Below are 18,004 nucleotides of genomic sequence, written 5' to 3'. Positions count from 1 at the left end.
GCCGAAGGCGAAGCACGGCCACCCAGTGGCGGGCAGGGCCACCAACCCGCCGAAGCCGACGGTGAGCCGGCCGGGGAGCACTCCGCCGCCGCAGACGGGGAAGGCCGGGCAGCGTGCTCGCTCTCCGTCTAGCCCGCCGGGCCCACCCCGTGGTCCAGCTCCGCCGGCTTCTCGTGGCCGCGGCCGCCGGCGGCACCGGCTTCCTGCTGCTCTGCGCCCTCGGGCACGCCATGGCCCACCCCCAGGCCCCGTCCGGCTCGGTGCTCCGCCTGGCCTGGTGCGCGGCGCCCGCCGCCGCCACTGTGTACTTCGCGGTGACGGTGGCCCGCACCGACCCCGGCACGCGCCCCCGCCCCGGCCTCTCCGCGATCGGCCTCGGCCCCGGTCGGCTCATGGCCATCTCCGCGGTCACCACGGCCCTGTCCACCGTCCTCGGCTCCCTCCTCGCGCTTCTCTTCTTCCTCCACCTGCGCGGCGACCTCACCGGCCTGCCCTTCGACGGCGCTGCCACCGACGTCCTCGCCGCCGGCCGCCCCCTCCCCCTCCCGGCCGCCCTGACCCTCCTCGCCCTCGTCCCGGCCGTCGCCTCCGTCACCACCGCGCTCGTCCTGCGCCCCAAGGACACCGGGGCCAGGCCCACCGGCCCCCGGACCCGCTTCATGGCGTACGACACCTTCGCGATCGCCCGCCGCACCGCGCCCCCGGCGGGCGCCACGAGGTACGAGGAAGAGACCGACGAGGAGGAGCCCGACTCGGAGGGCGCGACCGCCTCCGAGGCTGCCCGGACGTCGCCGGAACCACCGGCTCCGCGCCCCGCCCCCGGCGGCCTCCCCTGGGGCGTCGCCGTACTGGCCGTGGGCCTCGCCTTCGAGACCTACGCAGGCCAGTCGAACGACGGCTCCGGCCTCACCCTCCCCGGCGGCTTCGCCGACAGCCCCGCGGGTGTCCTGGGCGGCTGGCTGCTCACCGCACTCGGGCTGATCCTCACCGGGCCCGGCCTCACCCACCTCACCGGGCGCCTGCTCCAGTCCGTACGCCCCGGCGCGCTGCGCCTCCTCTCCGGGCGCGTGCTGCAGGCAGAGGCCCGGGGCATCGGGCGCCCGCTCGGCGTGGTGTGCGCGGTGGCCTCCGGCGCGTACGCCATGGTGACCCTCGCCTCCGGCACGCGCCCCACCGTGGGCCCGCTCACCCTGCTGGGGGCGCTCGTGGTGGCCGGCTGCGCCGTGCTCACGCTCGCGACAGCCGCCGTCGAGGCCCGGCGGGCGCACGCGGACACCACGGCCGCGCTGGTGCGCTTGGGGGCGCCCCGCGCGTTGCCCCGGCAGGCGGCCCTGCTCCGCGCGGGCGCCCTGCTCGCCGTGTTCGGCCCCCTGACCTGGACGATCGCCCACCTGGCGGCGCTCCCGCTGGCCGCCTGAAAACTCGTACGAAAAAAGTTCGCGCGCGGCGATGAGTTTCGCGTGGGCCCTCGGTCTACCCCTCCGAACAGACCGGAACGCATACGACGGATACGGGAGAGACCTCGCCATGTACCAGCAGATGATCTTCGTGAACCTGCCCGTGAACGACCTCGACGCCTCGAAGAAGTTCTTCACGGAGCTCGGCTACTCGCTCAACCCGCAGTTCAGCGACGAGAACGCGGCCTCCGTCGTGATCAGCGACACCATCGTGGCGATGCTCCTCACCAAGCCGTTCTACGCGACCTTCACCACGAAGGAGATCGCGGACGCCACGAAGACCAGCCAGGTGATGCTCTGTCTGAGTGCCGAGAGCCGCGAGAAGGTCGACGAGCTGGTCGAGAAGGCGGTCGCCGCCGGCGGCACCGCCTCGGACAAGGTCCAGGAGATGGACTTCATGTACGGCCGCGCCTTCGACGACCTCGACGGTCACACCTGGGAGGTCGTGTGGATGGACCCGTCGGCGATCGAGGGCTGAGGACCCCGCTCGTCCACCGCGTACCCCCGCGCCCGTAAGGGGCGCGGGGAACTGCGCGAGCACCCCCCGCTCACCCGCAGCCGCCCACCACAGTCGCCCCACCCCCCAAAGGCGCCCGGCCCACCCCATAGGCGCCCGGCCCGCCCAGCGGAGCGCAATAGCATGGGCGAGGTGCAGACGATGCCCGCCCACGCGGCCCACCACGACGACCACGAGATAGAGACGATCGAGGAGTTCGACGCGACCGTCTCCGCGCGCGGCACCCTCGCCGGATTCAGGGTCCAGGCCGTCGATCTGACGGACCGTACGCGCGAACTGCTCGCCACCGACACGGCGGAAGCCGTCTTCCTCGGCTGCCCGATGCGACCGGAGGCGGCGGCGAAGATACGCGCGGACGGCGCCCTGGTCTTCCCGCCCGTCCCCGGTCTGCCGTTCGACCCGTACCGGGGACTGCTCTACTCCCCCGACGAACTCTTCGCGTCCCTGTCCGACGGCGGCTACGAGGCCACGCCCGACGCCCTCGCGTACGCCTGGTTCCAGCGCACCAAGGCCGACCGCGACGTCTACGCCTCCATGCTGCGCGCCGTCCACGACGACTCCGTCTCGGACGCCCTCGACGAACTCCTCTCCGGTGCCCGGGTGGTGGGCGTGATGGGCGGCCACGCGATGGCACGCGGCACCGAGGCGTACGAGGGCGCCGCCCGCCTCGGCCGCACCCTGGCCCGCTCGGGCCTCACGGTCGCCACCGGCGGCGGTCCGGGCGCGATGGAGGCGGCGAACCTGGGCGCCTACGCGGCCCCGTACGACGACGCGATGCTCACCGAGTCACTGCGACTGCTGGCAAAGGCACCGAAGTTCACGCCCTCGATCACCGACTGGGCGAGCGCCGCCTTCGAGGTGCGCACCCGCTGGCCGAGGGGCGGCACCTCCGTCGGCATCCCCACCTGGTTCTACGGCCACGAGCCGCCGAACCCGTTCGCGTCGCACATCGCCAAGTACTTCGCCAACGCCACCCGCGAGGACGGCCTCCTCGCCCGCTCCGGCGCCGGTGTCGTCTTCCTGCCCGGGGCCGCCGGAACCGTGCAGGAGATCTTCGATAACGCGACCCCCAACTACTACGAGTCGCGCGGCGAACCGACCCCCATGGTCCTCGTGGACCGGGCCCACTGGACGGAGCGGCTGCCGACCTGGCCGCTGCTGCGGTCGCTGGCGCGAGGCCGTTCGATGGAGGCCCGGATAGCCCTAGTCGACCGGATCGAGGAGGCGCCGGAGGCCCTGGCACGACTCGGCGACCGTCCAAACACTTCTTCGGATTGACATGACTTATGGCGCGCTTATAAACCTGTGAGGCACATGGGGAAGCCGCTCCCCCGGCGGCCCTCCGTCACCCCCACTCCCCTGTGCTTCCCGTGAAGGGCAAACGTGTCCATATCTCCCCGTAGCGCGCGGACTTCGCGCTCCATCGGTGTTGCTTTCGCCTCCGTCGCACTCGTGCTCGGTGTCGCGGGCAACGCCATGGCATGCAGCATCAAGGACTTCTCCGCCGTCGCCGAGTGCGACGGCGACAAGGGCGTCATCCGGGTGACCGACGTGGACCCGCTGGGCGTCAAGGCCGAGATCACGGTCTACCTGGAGAACAACGGGGCCGACCTGCGCATGGTCGGCAGCCGGACGATCAAGGACTCCACCGCCAAGGGTGTCACCGTCACCTTCGACGAGGACTGGGAGCCGAACGCCGAGTACCGCATTCACGTCGAGGCGAAGGACTACGTCGACGAGGACCTGCCGATCCTGGTGGCCCCCGCCGACGCCTGCACGGCCGAAGCCATCACCCCGCCGGCCGTGTCCGAGGCCCCGGGGAAGTCCACCGACGACAAGGGCAAGGAAAAGGAGAAGGACAAGGGCAAGGGCAAGGGCAAGGAGACGGGGCAGGAGAAGGGGCAGGACGAGGGCGAGCCGTCCCGGACCAAGACGGACCCCACGCCGTCCACCTCCGAGGGCACCGTCCCCGCGGGTTCGAACGGCGACAACGCCCCCTCCCCCGAGGGTGACTCGGGCCTCGCCGAGACCGGTGGCGACTCCCACACCGGCACCATCGCCGGTGCCGCGGCCGCCCTGGTCGCCCTCGGCGCCGGTGCCGTGTACTACAGCACGCGGCGGCGTGGAGCCTCCACCCGCTGACCCCTGTCCGTCAGGACCGTGGCCCGTACCCCTCACCACGGGGTGCGGGCCATGCGCTGTTCCTGGCGCGCACCGCGGGGGTACGGGCGGGGTGCATCGTTCCCGAAAGACCGTAGGCCTTTCAGGGGCGCGGGGAACTGCGCGAGAAGCCCCACCGGACCCGCACCCGCACGCCGCCCCACAGACCTCCGCCGCCCATCGCGCCGGGAGCGCTCACCCGAACGTGGCCCGCTCCAGCCAGAAGTCCAGCAGCTCCCGCTCCCCCAGCACCTCCAACTTCCCACCGTCCGGCGGCAGTCGGCGATAAAAGGCGAGTAGCACCTCCGTGAGCGGGCCGCGCAGCGCCACCGTCGCCTTTTCATGGCCGCGCCACCAGCGCACCACGTCCTCGGTCAGCTCGATCAGCCACTCGGCGTCGACCTCAGGGGACGCGTCGGTGGCGTGGAGGTGGATGCTCCGCCCCGGGCCGCGCAGTTCGGCCGCCTCGTCGTGCGGCATGGTCCGCTGCACGAACTCGACGATCTCCAGCCACTCGTCGATCGCGTCGGCGGCGATCTCCGGCGCCACCTCGACCGCCCGTCCGACGGTGAGCGCGGCATCGGCCCCGTGGACGACCAGCTCGTGCGCCATCCGGCGGGCCCAGAACCCCGCGCTGTGCTCCCATCCCCACGACCAGACGGACGCCTCGGGGCCCGCCTCACGCAGTGCCGCCACGGTCATCGCACCGCTCTCCGCGAGCCACGCGTCCAGCGCCGCCGGGTCCCCCTGCCGCTCCGGACCCTCGTGGAGCGGGACGTCCGTCTCGGGGACCTCCTCCTTCGCCCGGGTCCGTACGTTCAGTTCGACCCAGCGCAGGGCGCCTCCGGTGTGCCGCAGCAACTGTTCCAGCGACCAGTCGGGGCACATCGGCACGGTCGCCGACAGATCGGCCCCGGAGGTCACGAGGTCCCGCAACTTCCGTACCTGGAGCTCGATCTCGGCACAGTAGCGCTCATGCCGTGCCCGGGGTTCTTGCGTAAGCATCGCCATGGTGCCGCACCTTATGCGGCGGGACCGGCTCCCAGCACCACGATTTCGGCTTCGTCGAAGCTCACACCGACGTCCTCCCCGGGCTCCGGCGCGTCCCGCAGCGCGCACGCCGCCTCCAGTCGCGGCGCGCCCTCCGGCTGGAGGTGCAGGGCGACATGCGTGCCCCGGAACGTGCGCGCGGCCACCGTGCAGCGCAGCCCGCCGGCCGCGTCCACCAGCCGTACGCCGGCGGGCCGCACGAGCAGCGCGCACGCCCCCTGCGGCGAGCCCTCCGGCACCGGCACCTTGCCCCACACCGTCTCCGCCGCCTGCCCGGTCACCGTCGCCTCCACCACGTTGTCGAAGCCGAGGAAGCGGGCCACGAACTCGTCCACGGGCCGCCGCCACACCTCGAGCGGCGTACCGGACTGGGCAATCCGCCCGTCCCGCATCACCACCACCCGGTCGGCCAGCGCGAACGCCTCGCCCTGATCGTGCGTGACCGCCAGCACGGTCGTCCCCAACTCCCCGAACAGTCCCCGGAGTTCGACGACCAGACGCTCCCGCAGCGACCGGTCCAGCTGGCCGAGGGGCTCGTCGAGCATCAGCAGCCGGGGGCTCGGCGCGAGGGCTCGCGCCAGCGCGACCCGCTGCTGCTCACCGCCGGACAGCTCACCGACAGGCCGCCGCCCGGCCCCGGGCAGTCCCACCAGCTCCAGCAACTCCCGTACGCGTAGGGCCCGTTCGTCCTTCGTCGCGCCGTGCATACGGGGCCCGAAAGCGACGTTGCCGGCCACGTCCCGCTGGGGGAAGAGCTGGTGGTCCTGGAACATCAGACCGATACCCCGCTTGTGGGCGGGCACGCCGCGCTGGTCCCGCCCGTCGAGCGACACCCGTCCGTCGTCGAGGGGTTGCAGCCCGGCGACCACCCGCAGCAGCGTCGACTTGCCGCTGCCGCTGGGCCCCAGCACACACACGATCTCGTACTCGGCGACCTCCAGATCGACCCCGTCGAGCACGGGCCGACCGTCGAACCGTACGGTCGCGCCCTCCAGCCTGAGCAACATCAGAACTCCCCCGTGCGATCGGTACGGAGGCGCTCCAGCACCAGCAGGGCCACCGCGCACACCACCATCAGAATCGTCGAAAGGGCCATCGCCTGGCCGTAGTTGAGCTCACCGGGCCGTCCGAGCAGCCGTGCCACGGCGACCGGCAGCGTCGGGTTGTCGGCGCGCGCGATGAACACGGTCGCCCCGAACTCCCCGAGCGAGACGGCGAAGGCGAACCCGGCCGCGACCAGCGACGCCCGCCGCACCATGGGCAGATCGACCTCGCGCCACACCCGCCACGGCGACGCCCCGAGCACGGCCGCGGCCTCCCGCAGCCGTTCGTCCACCGCGCGGAGCACGGGCAGCATGATCCGTACGACGAAGGGCACGCCGACCAAGGCCTGGGCGAGCGGTACCAGGATCCAGGACGACCGCAGGTCCAGCGGCGGCTCGTCCAGTGCGATCAGGAACCCGAAGCCGACCGTCACCGCGGACACCCCGAGCGGCAGCATCAGCAGCGCGTCGAAGCCCCGGACGAGCCGTCCGGCGCGCCGGGTGAGCGCGGCGGCGGCGAGTCCGCCGACGAGCAGGGCGATGACGGTCGCGGCGGCCGCGTAGCGGAGCGAGTTCCCGACGGCCTCGATCGGCGGGACCAGGAAGATCCCGCTCTCGTCGCTGGTCAGCGCCTTGTAGGAGCCGAAGTCTGGTACGTCTAGCGACCGCTCCACCAGCACGCCCAACGGCAGCAGGATCAGTACGACGACGGTCGCGAGGACCGCGCCCAGCAGGGTCCACTGCCCGGCCCCGCGCGGCCGTCGGGCGGTGAGCGAGGCGTCCACCAGGCGCAGCGCGGTCTCCCGCCGCCGTACGGTCCACGCGTGCACGGCGAGGATCAGCCCGACCGCGGCGAACTGCACCAGCGTCAGCACGGCGGCGGTGGTCAGGTCGAAGATCTCCGAGGTCTGGCGGTAGATCTCGACTTCGAGCGTGGAGAAGGTCGGCCCGCCGAGGATCTGCACCACCCCGAACGAGGTGAAGGTGAAGAGGAAGACCATCAGCGCGGCGGCGGCCACGGCGGGCGCGAGAGCGGGGAGGGTCACCTTGCGCCAGGCCGCGAGCGGGGAAGCGCCGAGCATCCGCGCGGCTTCCTCCTGCCGGGGGTCGAGCTGAGCCCAGAGGCCGCCGACGGTCCGTACGACGACCGCGTAGTTGAAGAACACATGAGCGAGGAGAATCGCCCAGACCGTCGTGTCGAGCCGTACGCCCCACAGCTCGTCGAAGAGCCCGCCGCGCCCGACCAGTGCCAGGAAAGCCGTTCCGACGACCACGGTCGGCAGGACGAACGGCACGGTCACGACCGCCCGCAGGAGCTCCTTGCCCCTGAAATCGAAGCGCGCGAACACATAAGCGCCGGGGAGCGCGATCGCCAGCGTGAGCGCGGTCGAGACGAGCGCCTGCCAGGTGGTGAACCACAGCACGTGCCGGATCCCCGGGTCCCCCAGCACCTCCCCGATCCGCCCGAGGTCCCAGCTCCCGTCGGCCTTCAGCCCCCGGACGACGATCGCCGCAACGGGATGGGCGAAGAACAGCCCGAAGAAGACGACGGGCACCACCATGAGCCCGAGCCGGGCCGCGCTCCCCGACCGGCCGGAACCCGGTCGGCCGGGGCCGCGAGGTCGACGGGACCGCCGCGGCGCGGCCACGGCGGTCCCCGCGGCGTCGGCCTCTGTGGTCCCGGCGTCGGCCTCTGTGGTCCCGGCCGGCACGGCGGCCTCGTCTACTTCAGTACGAGCGAGGTCCACGACTTGACCCACTGGTCACGGTTCTCGGCGATCTTCTCCGGTGCCATGGTCTCGGGGTCCTTCGCCGCGGGCCCGTACTCGGTGAACTCGGCGGGCACGGACGCCCCCTCGACCACCGGGTACACGAACATGTTGAGCGGCATGTCCTCCTGGAACCGCTTCGAGATCAGGAAGTCGATCAGCGCCTTGCCGCCCTCGGCGTTCTTCGCGTTGCTCAGCAGCCCCGCGAACTCGATCTGCCGGAAGCAGGTGCCCTCGGCGACGCCGGTCGGCGCGGTCTTGGGCCGCGGGTCCGCGTAGACGACCTCGGCGGGCGGCGAGGACGCGTACGACACGACGAGCGGCCGGTCACCACCGGCCTTCTTGCCGTCCGTCGACCCGGAGAACTCCTGGTAGTACGCCTGCTCCCAGCCGTCGACGACCTTCACACCGTTGGCCTTGAGCTTCTCCCAGTAGCCCTCCCAGCCGCCGTCGCCGAACTCGGCGGCCGAACCGAGCAGGAATCCGAGCCCCGGCGAGGAGGTGGAGGCGTTCTCGGTGACGAGCAGATCCTTGTACTCGGGCTTGATCAGATCGGCGTAGGTCCTGGGCGGCTCGATCTTCTTCTCGCTGAAGTACGCCTTGTCGTAGTTGACGCAGATGTCACCGGAGTCGATGGGCGTCACCCGGTGCTCGTCCTTGTCCACCTGGTACTCGGCGCCGACCTTGTCGAGCCCCTTCGCCTCGTACGGCTGGAAGAGGCCGTTGTCGAGCGCGCGGGAGAGCAGGGTGTTGTCGACGCCGAAGAAGACGTCGCCCTGCGGGTTGTCCTTGGTCAGGATGGCCTGGTTGACGGCCTGCCCCGCGTCCCCGCTCTTGAGGATCTTGACGTTGTACCCGGACTCCTTCTCGAACGCCTTCAGCACGTCCTTGGAGTAGGCGAAGGAGCCGTGGCTGACGAGGGTGACGGTCTTGGAGCCGCTGGAGCCGGTGGAGTCCGAGGACGAGCCGCACGCGGACAGGGTGACGAGCCCGAGGCCGACGGCCGCGGCGACGAACGTTCTGATGTGCACTGGATTCCTCCTGGAGTGACCAGGAAGAGACGCGGCCCTGCCCGGGACCCTCGGCGACTCCGAAGGCTCCCGGGCAGGGCGCAACAGCTTGAGTGATGACCGAACTTCCTACCCAGAATGACCTGGGCGAGGTTCAGAGGGTCTGCGGCCCGGATGCCGCACTCTCAGCGCTGTGGCGCTCCCCTGTCGGAATATGAAGATGTGTACGGAGGTCAGCGTACCCCGTGGCCGGATTCCGACTCCTGGCGGTGGCCTCCAGCCGACCCTCCGGCTACCGCTCGGTGGCCGCCAGCTGACCGCACGCCCCGTCGATCTCCTGCCCCCGGGTGTCCCGGACGGTCACCGGCACGCCGTGGGCGGCGATGGCTTCCACGAACGCCTTCTCGTCCTCGGGCCGCGACGCGGTCCACTTCGAACCCGGCGTCGGGTTCAGCGGGATCAGGTTCACATGGACCGGCTTGCCCTTGAGCAGCCGCCCCAGTCGGTCACCGCGCCACGCCTGGTCGTTGATGTCCCGGATCAGCGCGTACTCGATGGACAGCCGACGCCCGGACCTGGCCGCGTACTCCCACCCGGCGTCCAGGACCTCGCGCACCTTCCACCGGGTGTTCACGGGGACGAGCGTGTCACGCAGTTCGTCGTCCGGGGCGTGCAGGGAGATGGCGAGCCGGCACTTGAAGCCCTCGTCGGAGAACCGGTGGATGGCGGGCACCAGCCCGACCGTCGACACGGTGATCCCGCGCTGCGACAGCCCGAGCCCGTCCGGCTCCGGATCGGTGAGCCGGCGGATGGCCCCGACGACCCGGTTGTAGTTGGCGAGCGGCTCGCCCATCCCCATGAAGACGATGTTGGAGAGCCGCGCGGGCCCGCCGGGGATCTCCCCGTCCCTGAGCGCCCGCATCCCGTCGACGATCTGATGGACGATCTCGGCGGTGGACAGGTTCCGGTCGAGCCCGGCCTGCCCGGTGGCACAGAACGGGCAGTTCATCCCGCAGCCGGCCTGCGAGCTGATGCACATGGTGACCCGGTCCGGGTACCGCATCAGCACCGACTCGACGAGCGTCCCGTCGAACAGCCGCCACAGCGTCTTCCGCGTGGTCTCCTGGTCCGTCGACAGATGCCGTACGACCGTCATCAGCTCCGGAAGCAACGCCTCCTGGAGCTTCGTCCGCGCACCGGCGGGGATGTCGGTCCACTGCTCCGGGTCGTGCGCGTACCGCGCGAAGTAGTGCTGCGACAGCTGCTTGGCGCGAAACGGCTTCTCCCCGATCGCGGCAACAGCCTCCTTCCGCTCCACAGGCGAAAGATCAGCAAGATGCCGCGGCGGCTTCTTGGCTCCGCGGGGGGCGACGAATGTGAGTTCTCCGGGCTTAGGCATGGCTCAACCAGTGTCGCAGATCGAATCGTGTGACCCGTCCCCGTCAGGAAACCGGTGGATCGCGCGCGGTTCCCCGCCCCCGGAGAACCGCGCGGGCCCCCGTCCCGGAGAACCAGGACGAGGGCCCGCGTGCGGCGTGGGCGGGGTGGCGGTCGGTCAGCCGGATCCCACGAACAGCACCAGCAGCAGCCACACCACGGGTGCCGTCGGCAGGAGGGAGTCCAGGCGGTCCATGATGCCGCCGTGGCCCGGCAGGAGCGTGCCCATGTCCTTGATGCCGAGGTCCCGCTTGATCATGGACTCGCCGAGGTCGCCCAGCGTGGCGCTGGCCGCGACGGCGAGACCGAGGAGCAGGCCCTGCCACCAGGCGCCGTCGTCGATGACGAACTGCATGAGCAGCGCGCCCGCGACCATGGCGAAGGCGATCGCGCCGAGCAGCCCCTCGCGGGTCTTGCCGGGGCTGATGCGGGGTGCGAGCTTGTGTCTGCCGAAGCGCCAGCCGACGGCGTACGCCCCCGTGTCGCTGACGATGGTCAGGACCAGATACAGCAGGACCCGCTGCGGCCCGTCGTCGGCGGTGAGCATGAGCGCGACGAACGTGGCCAGGAACGGCACGTAGAAGGCCGCGAAGACCCCCGCCGTGACGTCCTTGAGGTAGTTCTCCGGCGGTTCGGTCATCCGCCAGACCAGGACGGCGAGCGCCGTGAGCGCCATGGCCACCCAGGCCCCCTCGGGCCCGCGGACGTACCCGGCGACGACCATCGCGGCCCCGCCGACCGCGAGCGGTACGAGCGGCGCCTTGATGCCCTTGCGTTCCTGCAGGCGCGAGGTGAGCTCCCACAGCCCGACCACCACGGCGACCGCTATCACGCCGACGAACGCGGCCTTGACGATGAACAGGGACGCGACGATGACAGCCCCGAGCGCGACGCCGACCCCTATGGCGGCACCCAGGTCACGGCCCGCGCTCTTCTTCTGCGGGGCGGGCTGTGGGGCGTCGGGCATGGGCTCCGGCTTCTGCGGCGCAGCCCCGGGGGGCTGCGCCGACGGCATCTCGTCGCGGAACGGGGGGCCGGCCTGCCGAGCGGCCCCCCGGTCGTCGTCCTGGTTCCCGCCATGCGCGGGTACATCGGGCACGATGGGCATGGGGCGAGTCTGCTGGGCCTCAGGCGCATCGTACGGGGGACCCGCCGGGGCATGCCCCTGGACAGGTCCCCGGTCGGTCGGCGCCCAGTACCCGGCTTGTGGCGGCGCCCCCCAGGAAGAGTCGTTCATCAGACCTCGAGGAGCTCCGCTTCCTTGTGCTTGAGCAGCTCGTCCACCTGGGCCACGTACTTCGCGGTGGTGTCGTCGAGCTCCTTCTCCGCACGGCGGCCCTCGTCCTCGCCGACCTCGCCGTCCTTGACGAGCTTGTCGATCGCGTCCTTGGCCTTGCGACGGACCGAGCGGATGGACACCTTGGAGTCCTCCGCCTTGCTCTTGGCGACCTTGATGTAGTCGCGGCGGCGCTCCTCGGTCAGCTCGGGGAACACCACCCGGATGATGTTGCCGTCGTTGCTCGGGTTGACGCCGAGGTCGGAGTCGCGGATCGCCTGCTCGATGTTGCGCAGGGCGGTCTTGTCGAACGGGGTCACCACGGCCATGCGCGGCTCCGGCACCGAGAACGAGGCGAGCTGGTTGATCGGCGTCAGCGCGCCGTAGTAGTCGGCCACGATCTTGTTGAACATCGCCGGGTGCGCACGACCGGTGCGGATCGCGGCGAAGTCGTCCTTGGCGACCACGACGGCCTTCTCCATCTTCTCCTCGGCCTCGAGGAGGGTCTCTTCGATCACCACTTGCTCCTGCGTGTCTTGAGTAGGCCCGGCAGCTGTTCTTGGTCATGTCGGCGGCCGGCTGCGTCGCGTCTTGTTCCTGCACGGTTCCCGACCGGCAGGACATTGTCCATCCCCCGGTCAGGCTCCGTCCCCCGGGCAGGGGAAGGACCCGGTCAGGCCCGGCTTCCCTGATCACCCACGAGAGTGCCGATCTTCTCACCCTTGACGGCCCGCGCGATATTGCCCTCCTTGAGAAGCTCGAACACGAGGATCGGGAGCTTGTTGTCACGGCAGAGCGTGATCGCGGTGGCGTCGGCGACCTTCAACTCGCGGGTGATGACCTCGCCGTAGCCGAGGGAGTCGAACTTGACCGCGTCCGGGTTGGTCTTGGGGTCGGAGTCGTAGACCCCGTCCACACCGTTCTTGCCCATCAGCAGCGCCTCGGCGTCGATCTCCAGGGCGCGCTGGGCGGCGGTGGTGTCGGTGGAGAAGTAGGGCATCCCCATACCGGCGCCGAAGATGACCACACGGCCCTTCTCCAGGTGGCGCACGGCGCGCAGCGGGATGTACGGCTCGGCGACCTGGCCCATGGTGATGGCGGTCTGGACGCGGCTGTCGATGCCCTCCTTCTCCAGGAAGTCCTGGAGGGCGAGGCAGTTCATGACCGTGCCGAGCATGCCCATGTAGTCGGAGCGGGCCCGGTCCATGCCGCGCTGCTGGAGTTCGGCGCCGCGGAAGAAGTTGCCGCCGCCGATGACGACGGCGATCTCCGCGCCGTCGCGTACGACCGCCGCGATCTCCCGGGCGATCGCGTGCACCACGTCGGGGTCGACGCCGAGGCCACCGCCCCCGGAGAACGCCTCTCCGGACAGCTTCAGCAGAAACCGGCCGCTCAATTTGCCGTCGTCGCTCTTCTGGGGCTTGGTGGTCATGGGATCTCGCCTCTTCACGTGTCGCACATACGAAGAAGGCCATTGCCGGTGGGGTGGTGTTCGCATCCCATGCGCGGCAATGGCCTCCTCGTCAGATCTGCTGTCGTCCGTATCGCGTCACGCGCGCACGGGGCGGCGTACGCGAACGACTGCACTCGACCCTATCGGGGCCGGGCGCTGGTCGCGTAACGGACTCAGATGCCGACCTTGATGCGCGTGAAGCGCTTCAGGGTGACACCGGCCTCGTCCAGGACCTTCTGGACGGACTTCTTGTTGTCCAGCGCGTAGGGCTGGCCGAGCAGCGTGGCGTCCTTGAAGAAGCCGTTGAGGCGACCCTCGACGATCTTCGGCAGGGCGGCCTCGGGCTTGCCCTCGGCGCGGGTGGTCTCCTCGGCGACGCGGCGCTCGGACTCGACGACCTCGGCCGGCACGTCCTCCTTGGAGAGGTACTTCGGCGCGAAGGCGGCGATGTGCTGGGCGATGCCCTTGGCGAGGTCGGCGTCGGCCTTGTCCAGCTCGACCAGGACACCGATCTGCGGGGGCAGGTCGGGCATGGTGCGGTGCATGTAGGCGAAGACGAAGCCGTCGGCGAACTGCGCGAAGCGGTCGAGGACGATCTTCTCGCCGAGGTTGGCGTTGGCCTCGTCGACGTACGCCTGGACGGTCTTGCCGGCCTCGATCTCGGAGGCGAGCAGGGCGTCGAGGTCGGCCGGGGAGGTCGCGGCGACGTGGGCGGCGATGGCGTTCGCGGCGGCCTGGAACTTCTCGCCCTTGGCGACGAAGTCCGTCTCGCACTTCAGCTCGACGAGGACACCGGAGGTGTTGTCGTCGGCGATGACGGAGACCACGGCGCCGTTCTCGGCGGAGCGGCCCTCGCGCTTGGCGACGCCCTTCTGGCCCTTGATGCGCAGGGCCTCGACGGCCTTGTCGACGTTGCCCTCGGCCTCGTCCAGCGCCTTCTTGCAGTCCATCATGCCGGCGCCGGTGAGCTCGCGGAGCTTCTTGACGTCGGCGGCGGTGTAGTTCGCCATGATCTGTGAATCTCTTCTCGGAGTTCGAAGTCTCGAAGTCGGCGTCCGCCGCCGCTCGTTGGGCGGGCGCCCGCCGAAGATCTACGGGCTGTGGGTGAACGGCGGGTGGCGTGCTCGACGCCACCCGCCGTCATCCCGACAGCTCTACGACCGTGGAGGTCAGGCCTGCTCGGCGTCCGCGGCCGGAGCCTCGGCGGCCGGGGCCTCCTCGGCGGCGGGAGTCTCGGCAGCGGCCTCGGCCGGAGCCTCAGCAGGGGCCTCGGCGGCAGCCGGGGCCTCAGCGGCGGCCGGAGCCTCGTCGGCCTTCTTCTCGCCCTCGAGCAGGTCGCGCTCCCAGGCGGCCAGCGGCTCGCCGGCGGCCTTGTCGCCCTTGCCCTCGGTGGCGACACGGGAGCGGGAGATGAGACCCTCGGCGACCGCGTCCGCGATCACACGGGTGAGCAGCGTGACGGAGCGGATCGCGTCGTCGTTGCCGGGGATCTTGTAGTCGACCTCGTCGGGGTCGCAGTTGGTGTCGAGGATGGCGACGACCGGGATGTTGAGCTTCCGGGCCTCGCCGACCGCGATGTGCTCCTTCTTGGTGTCCACGATCCAGACGGCGCTGGGCACCTTCTGCATCTCGCGGATACCGCCGAGGGTCTTCTCCAACTTGGCCTTCTCACGCGAGAGGACCAGGAGCTCCTTCTTGGTCAGACCCGACGCCGCGACGTCCTCGAAGTCGATCTGCTCGAGCTCCTTGAGGCGCTGCAGACGCTTGTAGACGGTCGAGAAGTTGGTGAGCATGCCGCCCAGCCAGCGCTGGTTGACGTAGGGCATGCCGACGCGGGTGGCCTGCTCGGCGATGGCCTCCTGCGCCTGCTTCTTCGTGCCGACGAACATGACCGTGCCGCCGTGGGCGACGGTCTCCTTGACGAACTCGTAGGCGCGGTCGATGTACGACAGCGACTGGAGCAGGTCGATGATGTAGATGCCGTTGCGCTCGGTGAAGATGAAGCGCTTCATCTTCGGGTTCCAGCGACGGGTCTGGTGACCGAAGTGGACGCCGCTCTCCAGCAGCTCCCGCATCGTGACGACGGCCATGGCCGTTCTCCTTGAATTTCTCGGTTGTGCCGCGAGAACCGGACGGCTCCCGCGCCTGACGCCCGCTATGCGCCGTTGCCGCGAAGGACCGAGGGGCGCTGATACGGACCGTCCGACGAATCTGACGGACCTCGTACCGGGGCGTGCGAAGTCGACCCGGTGACCCGGATCGCCACCAGAAGTGTACGGGACCCGGGAGGCCCCGGGTGACGCCGATATCCACAACCGACGAGTACTCCACAGATCCCGGCCATGATCGCGCCACTCGCGGGACGCTTTCCCCATGTCGGACGAGATGCCCCACGGGGCCCCACCCCCACGACGTGGCCGCGCGTGGCCGGCGCTGCTGCTGTGCCTGATGTCGGCGCTCCTGCTCACGGCCTGGACGACGTCACCCCGCGCGGCCCCGGGACAGGACGCCGCCCCCGCACCGCCTGCGGCCGAGGGCCCCGTTCCGGCCGTGGCCCGCGTCTGGCCCGTCGGCCTGCGCCCGCTGGTGGCGCGGGTCTGGGAACCCCCGCCGACCCCCTATGCCCGGGGCCACCGGGGCGTCGACCTCGCCGCGCCGCCGGGCTCCCCGGTCCGCGCGGTGGCCCCGGGCCGCGTCGTGTTCGCGGGCCGGGTGGCGGGCCGGGGCGTCGTCTCGATCGAGCTGACCGGCACCGGCGACCCGCCCCTGCGCACGACCTACGAACCGGTCCGGACCTCGGTGAAGAAGGGCGACGAGGTGACGGCGGGCACCCCTCTGGGCACCCTGGCGGCCGCCCCTTCCCACTGCCCGACGGCGTGCCTCCACTGGGGACTGCGCAGAGGGGACACCTATCTCGACCCACTCGCGTTGCTACCGCCCTGGCTCCTGCGCAGGGGCCCGTCACGCCTGCTGCCGGTGCCCGAGTAACCGCGCCGCCTGCTCCCACGCGGAGGCCCGATGCCGGGCACCCGCGGCCTCAGCCCCGCACACCCCGCAGCGCCATGGCCACAGCCGCCTCGGTGATCGCGGTGGGGTCCTCGGCGGCGCCCAGCTCGATACGCCGCACAGCCGCGTCCACGACCCCCTGCAACAGCATCGCCCCCAGCCGGGGTTCCGCCTGTCCGAGGTCCGCCAACGCCTCCACGATCATCGCGACGAGCCCACCGTGCGCGGCCCGGATCTTCTCTCGCGCGCCGGCGTCCAGCTCGCTCGCCGAGATAGCCACCACGGCCCGGTGCCGCCGGTCCCCGACCAGCTCCAGCTGCTTGCGGACGTACGCCTCGACCTTGCCGTCGGGCCGTTCGACCGCGGCCATCGCCGCCTCGACCTCCGCCGCCCACACGGGAAAGTCGACCTCGCACAGCTCCTCGACCACGGCGGCCCGCGACCGGAAGTACTCGTACACGGACGACCGCGCCAGCCCCGTACGCTCGGCGAGCGCGGGGAACGTGAGCGCCTCCGTCCCACCCTCGGACAGCAGCGAGCGAGCCGCGTCCAGCAGGGCGGCTCGCTGCATCGACCTGTGCTCGGCCACGGAGGCCGCTCGAATCCTTGGCACGTCATCCACTGTACGGACGGACCGCGACCGACGGGAGTGCCTTCCCCGACGAGCCGTGTCGACGCCGGAACGGGTCAGCGGGTCAGCGGGTCAGCGGGTCAACGGGTCAACGGGTCAACGGCCGAAACTCGCCAGCTTCGCCCGCAGCTGCAGCACCGACTTCGTATGGATCTGGCTCACCCGGCTCTCGGTGACCCCCAGCACGTTCCCGATCTCCGCGAGGGTGAGCCCCTCGTAGTAGTAGAGCGTGACGACGGTCTTCTCCCGCTCGGGCAGCGTGTTGATGGCCCGCGCCAGGAAGCGGCGCAGCTCCCGGTCCTCGGCGACCTCGACCGGGTTGTCCGCGGCGGTGTCCTCCAGCGTGTCCATCAGGCTCAGACGGTCGCCGCCCTCGCCCCCGACATGCAGCAGCTCCTCCAGCGCCACCACGTTGGCCAGTGACAACTGGCTGAAGACCGCGTGGAGTTCGTCGACCGCGATACCCATCTCGGCGGCGACCTCACCCTCGCTCGGGGTGCGTCTGAGCCGCGACTCCAGCGTGGCGTAGGCCCGCTCGACGTTGCGGGCCTTCTGCCGCACCGACCGGGGGATCCAGTCCAGCGCGCGCAGTTCGTCGATCATGGCGCCCCGGATCCGGGTGATCGCGTACGTCTCGAACTTGATCTCCCGGTCGATGTCGAACTTCTCGATCGCGTCGATGAGCCCGAAGACCCCGGAGGAGACGAAGTCCGCCTGCTCGACGTTGGTCGGCAGGCCGACGCTCACCCGGCCCGCCACGTACTTCACCAGCGGTGAATAGTGCAGGATCAGCTGCTCGCGCAGCCGGTCGTCGCCCGTCGTCTTGTACGTCCGCCACAGCTCGTCGAGTGTCGAGGGGGCGGGTGGGCGCACGGTGCCGCGAGCGGCGGTGGGTACCGCCGCCCGGTCAGACCCGGAGGTGTGCTGGGGCATTCGTCGCCTTGTGCCGTTCTGCCGTGAACTGGGGGTGCCTGGGTGAGCTGTCGGTCTGATGTCGAGTTGCCTGTCCTGAGTCGGAATCCTCGTGAGCGTAGCGTGACTGAGGAGTCGCAGTGCGCGAAGGCCGAGGGATCGCCGGTGCGCAGATACGTTCCGCTGGACGTCCCCCCGGGGCGCGGGAATCGCGCTGTGTGACCGCTCCGGTGCGTCAACTGCCGGAAACGGCAAGGCCGTCGGCGTTCCCCCGGACGGCCGA

At 70.9% G+C, this 18,004-nt stretch carries 17 protein-coding genes; 5 read left to right on the top strand and 12 right to left on the bottom strand.

Going from position 1 to position 18,004, the window contains the following annotated elements; genetic code table 11:
* Positions 1–113: 113 nt before the first annotated feature.
* The 4 genes from L3078_RS32640 (at position 114) to L3078_RS32625 (ending at position 4,116) form a co-directional block, all read left to right on the top strand.
* Positions 114–1,418, top strand: a complete 1,305-nt coding sequence (locus tag L3078_RS32640; RefSeq protein WP_239757510.1) for a hypothetical protein — start codon at positions 114–116, stop codon at positions 1,416–1,418.
* Between the two features lie 109 nt (positions 1,419–1,527).
* Entirely contained in the window at positions 1,528–1,935 is a 408-nt protein-coding gene (locus tag L3078_RS32635) for a VOC family protein (protein ID WP_239757509.1), read from the top strand.
* A 171-nt stretch (positions 1,936–2,106) separates the two neighbouring features.
* Positions 2,107–3,252, top strand: a complete 1,146-nt coding sequence (locus L3078_RS32630) for an LOG family protein (RefSeq protein WP_239760547.1) — start codon at positions 2,107–2,109, stop codon at positions 3,250–3,252.
* Between the two features lie 105 nt (positions 3,253–3,357).
* Positions 3,358–4,116, top strand: a complete 759-nt coding sequence (locus L3078_RS32625) for an LAETG motif-containing sortase-dependent surface protein (protein ID WP_239757508.1) — start codon at positions 3,358–3,360, stop codon at positions 4,114–4,116.
* A 213-nt stretch (positions 4,117–4,329) separates the two neighbouring features.
* On the opposite strand, the gene L3078_RS32620 is transcribed toward L3078_RS32625, so the two are convergent.
* The 10 genes from L3078_RS32620 to rpsB form a co-directional block, all read right to left on the bottom strand.
* On the bottom strand, positions 4,330–5,145 hold the full coding sequence (locus L3078_RS32620) for a maleylpyruvate isomerase family mycothiol-dependent enzyme (protein WP_239757507.1): 816 nt from the start codon (positions 5,143–5,145) through the stop codon (positions 4,330–4,332).
* 11 nt (positions 5,146–5,156) lie between these two features.
* Entirely contained in the window at positions 5,157–6,191 is a 1,035-nt protein-coding gene (locus L3078_RS32615) for an ABC transporter ATP-binding protein (RefSeq protein WP_239757506.1), read from the bottom strand.
* A complete protein-coding gene (locus L3078_RS32610; protein ID WP_239757505.1) occupies positions 6,191–7,789 on the bottom strand; it encodes an ABC transporter permease in 1,599 nt (532 codons plus the stop codon). Before L3078_RS32610 ends, L3078_RS32615 begins: the two co-directional genes overlap by 1 nt.
* 161 nt (positions 7,790–7,950) lie before the next feature.
* The gene (locus L3078_RS32605; RefSeq protein WP_239757504.1) at positions 7,951–9,027 is read right to left on the bottom strand and encodes a thiamine ABC transporter substrate-binding protein; all 1,077 of its coding nucleotides are present in this window, start codon (positions 9,025–9,027) and stop codon (positions 7,951–7,953) included.
* A gap of 271 nt (positions 9,028–9,298) precedes the next feature.
* A complete protein-coding gene (rlmN, locus tag L3078_RS32600; RefSeq protein ID WP_239757503.1) occupies positions 9,299–10,405 on the bottom strand; it encodes a dual-specificity RNA methyltransferase RlmN in 1,107 nt (368 codons plus the stop codon).
* Positions 10,406–10,561: 156 nt separating this feature from the next.
* Entirely contained in the window at positions 10,562–11,680 is a 1,119-nt protein-coding gene (locus tag L3078_RS32595; protein ID WP_239757502.1) for a phosphatidate cytidylyltransferase, read from the bottom strand.
* Positions 11,680–12,237: a ribosome recycling factor gene (gene frr, locus L3078_RS32590; RefSeq protein ID WP_045561444.1), complete on the bottom strand. Its 558-nt coding sequence runs from the start codon at positions 12,235–12,237 to the stop codon at positions 11,680–11,682. Before frr ends, L3078_RS32595 begins: the two co-directional genes overlap by 1 nt.
* A 155-nt stretch (positions 12,238–12,392) precedes the next feature.
* Positions 12,393–13,151, bottom strand: a complete 759-nt coding sequence (gene pyrH, locus L3078_RS32585) for a UMP kinase (protein ID WP_045561445.1) — start codon at positions 13,149–13,151, stop codon at positions 12,393–12,395.
* A 194-nt stretch (positions 13,152–13,345) separates the two neighbouring features.
* Positions 13,346–14,182: a translation elongation factor Ts gene (gene tsf / locus L3078_RS32580; RefSeq protein WP_239757501.1), complete on the bottom strand. Its 837-nt coding sequence runs from the start codon at positions 14,180–14,182 to the stop codon at positions 13,346–13,348.
* Positions 14,183–14,341: 159 nt separating this feature from the next.
* Positions 14,342–15,262, bottom strand: a complete 921-nt coding sequence (rpsB, locus tag L3078_RS32575) for a 30S ribosomal protein S2 (RefSeq protein WP_239757500.1) — start codon at positions 15,260–15,262, stop codon at positions 14,342–14,344.
* A 283-nt stretch (positions 15,263–15,545) separates the two neighbouring features.
* Here rpsB and L3078_RS32570 point away from each other — a divergent pair, with 283 nt between their 5' ends.
* Positions 15,546–16,160, top strand: coding sequence for a murein hydrolase activator EnvC family protein (locus L3078_RS32570; protein ID WP_239757499.1), 615 nt, complete (start codon positions 15,546–15,548; stop codon positions 16,158–16,160).
* Positions 16,161–16,209: 49 nt separating this feature from the next.
* Here L3078_RS32570 and L3078_RS32565 read toward each other — a convergent pair whose 3' ends face one another.
* Both L3078_RS32565 and whiG read right to left on the bottom strand, forming a co-directional pair.
* A complete protein-coding gene (locus tag L3078_RS32565; RefSeq protein ID WP_239760546.1) occupies positions 16,210–16,767 on the bottom strand; it encodes a TetR/AcrR family transcriptional regulator in 558 nt (185 codons plus the stop codon).
* 138 nt (positions 16,768–16,905) lie between these two features.
* Positions 16,906–17,742 carry an RNA polymerase sigma factor WhiG gene (whiG, locus tag L3078_RS32560; RefSeq protein ID WP_239757498.1) on the bottom strand — a complete coding sequence of 279 codons (837 nt, stop codon included), beginning with the start codon at positions 17,740–17,742 and terminating at the stop codon, positions 16,906–16,908.
* Positions 17,743–18,004: the final 262 nt, after the last annotated feature.

Origin of the sequence: Streptomyces deccanensis (assembly GCF_022385335.1) — a bacterium.
Classification (GTDB): Bacteria; Actinomycetota; Actinomycetes; order Streptomycetales; family Streptomycetaceae; genus Streptomyces; species Streptomyces deccanensis.
This window is presented reverse-complemented; position numbering and strand designations above follow the sequence as displayed.

Bases quoted from the DNA above. Each gene is read 5' to 3' on its own strand.
- rpsB (WP_239757500.1), bottom strand. From the start codon at position 15,262: ATGGCCGTCGTCACGATGCGGGAGCTGCTGGAGAGCGGCGTCCACTTC.
- L3078_RS32635 (WP_239757509.1), top strand. From the start codon at position 1,528: ATGTACCAGCAGATGATCTTCGTGAACCTGCCCGTGAACGACCTCGAC.
- rlmN (WP_239757503.1), bottom strand. From the start codon at position 10,405: ATGCCTAAGCCCGGAGAACTCACATTCGTCGCCCCCCGCGGAGCCAAG.
- tsf (WP_239757501.1), bottom strand. From the start codon at position 14,182: ATGGCGAACTACACCGCCGCCGACGTCAAGAAGCTCCGCGAGCTCACC.
- L3078_RS32595 (WP_239757502.1), bottom strand. From the start codon at position 11,680: ATGAACGACTCTTCCTGGGGGGCGCCGCCACAAGCCGGGTACTGGGCG.
- L3078_RS32615 (WP_239757506.1), bottom strand. From the start codon at position 6,191: ATGTTGCTCAGGCTGGAGGGCGCGACCGTACGGTTCGACGGTCGGCCC.
- pyrH (WP_045561445.1), bottom strand. From the start codon at position 13,151: ATGACCACCAAGCCCCAGAAGAGCGACGACGGCAAATTGAGCGGCCGG.
- L3078_RS32620 (WP_239757507.1), bottom strand. From the start codon at position 5,145: ATGGCGATGCTTACGCAAGAACCCCGGGCACGGCATGAGCGCTACTGT.
- whiG (WP_239757498.1), bottom strand. From the start codon at position 17,742: ATGCCCCAGCACACCTCCGGGTCTGACCGGGCGGCGGTACCCACCGCC.
- L3078_RS32570 (WP_239757499.1), top strand. From the start codon at position 15,546: ATGTCGGACGAGATGCCCCACGGGGCCCCACCCCCACGACGTGGCCGC.
- L3078_RS32610 (WP_239757505.1), bottom strand. From the start codon at position 7,789: ATGGTGGTGCCCGTCGTCTTCTTCGGGCTGTTCTTCGCCCATCCCGTT.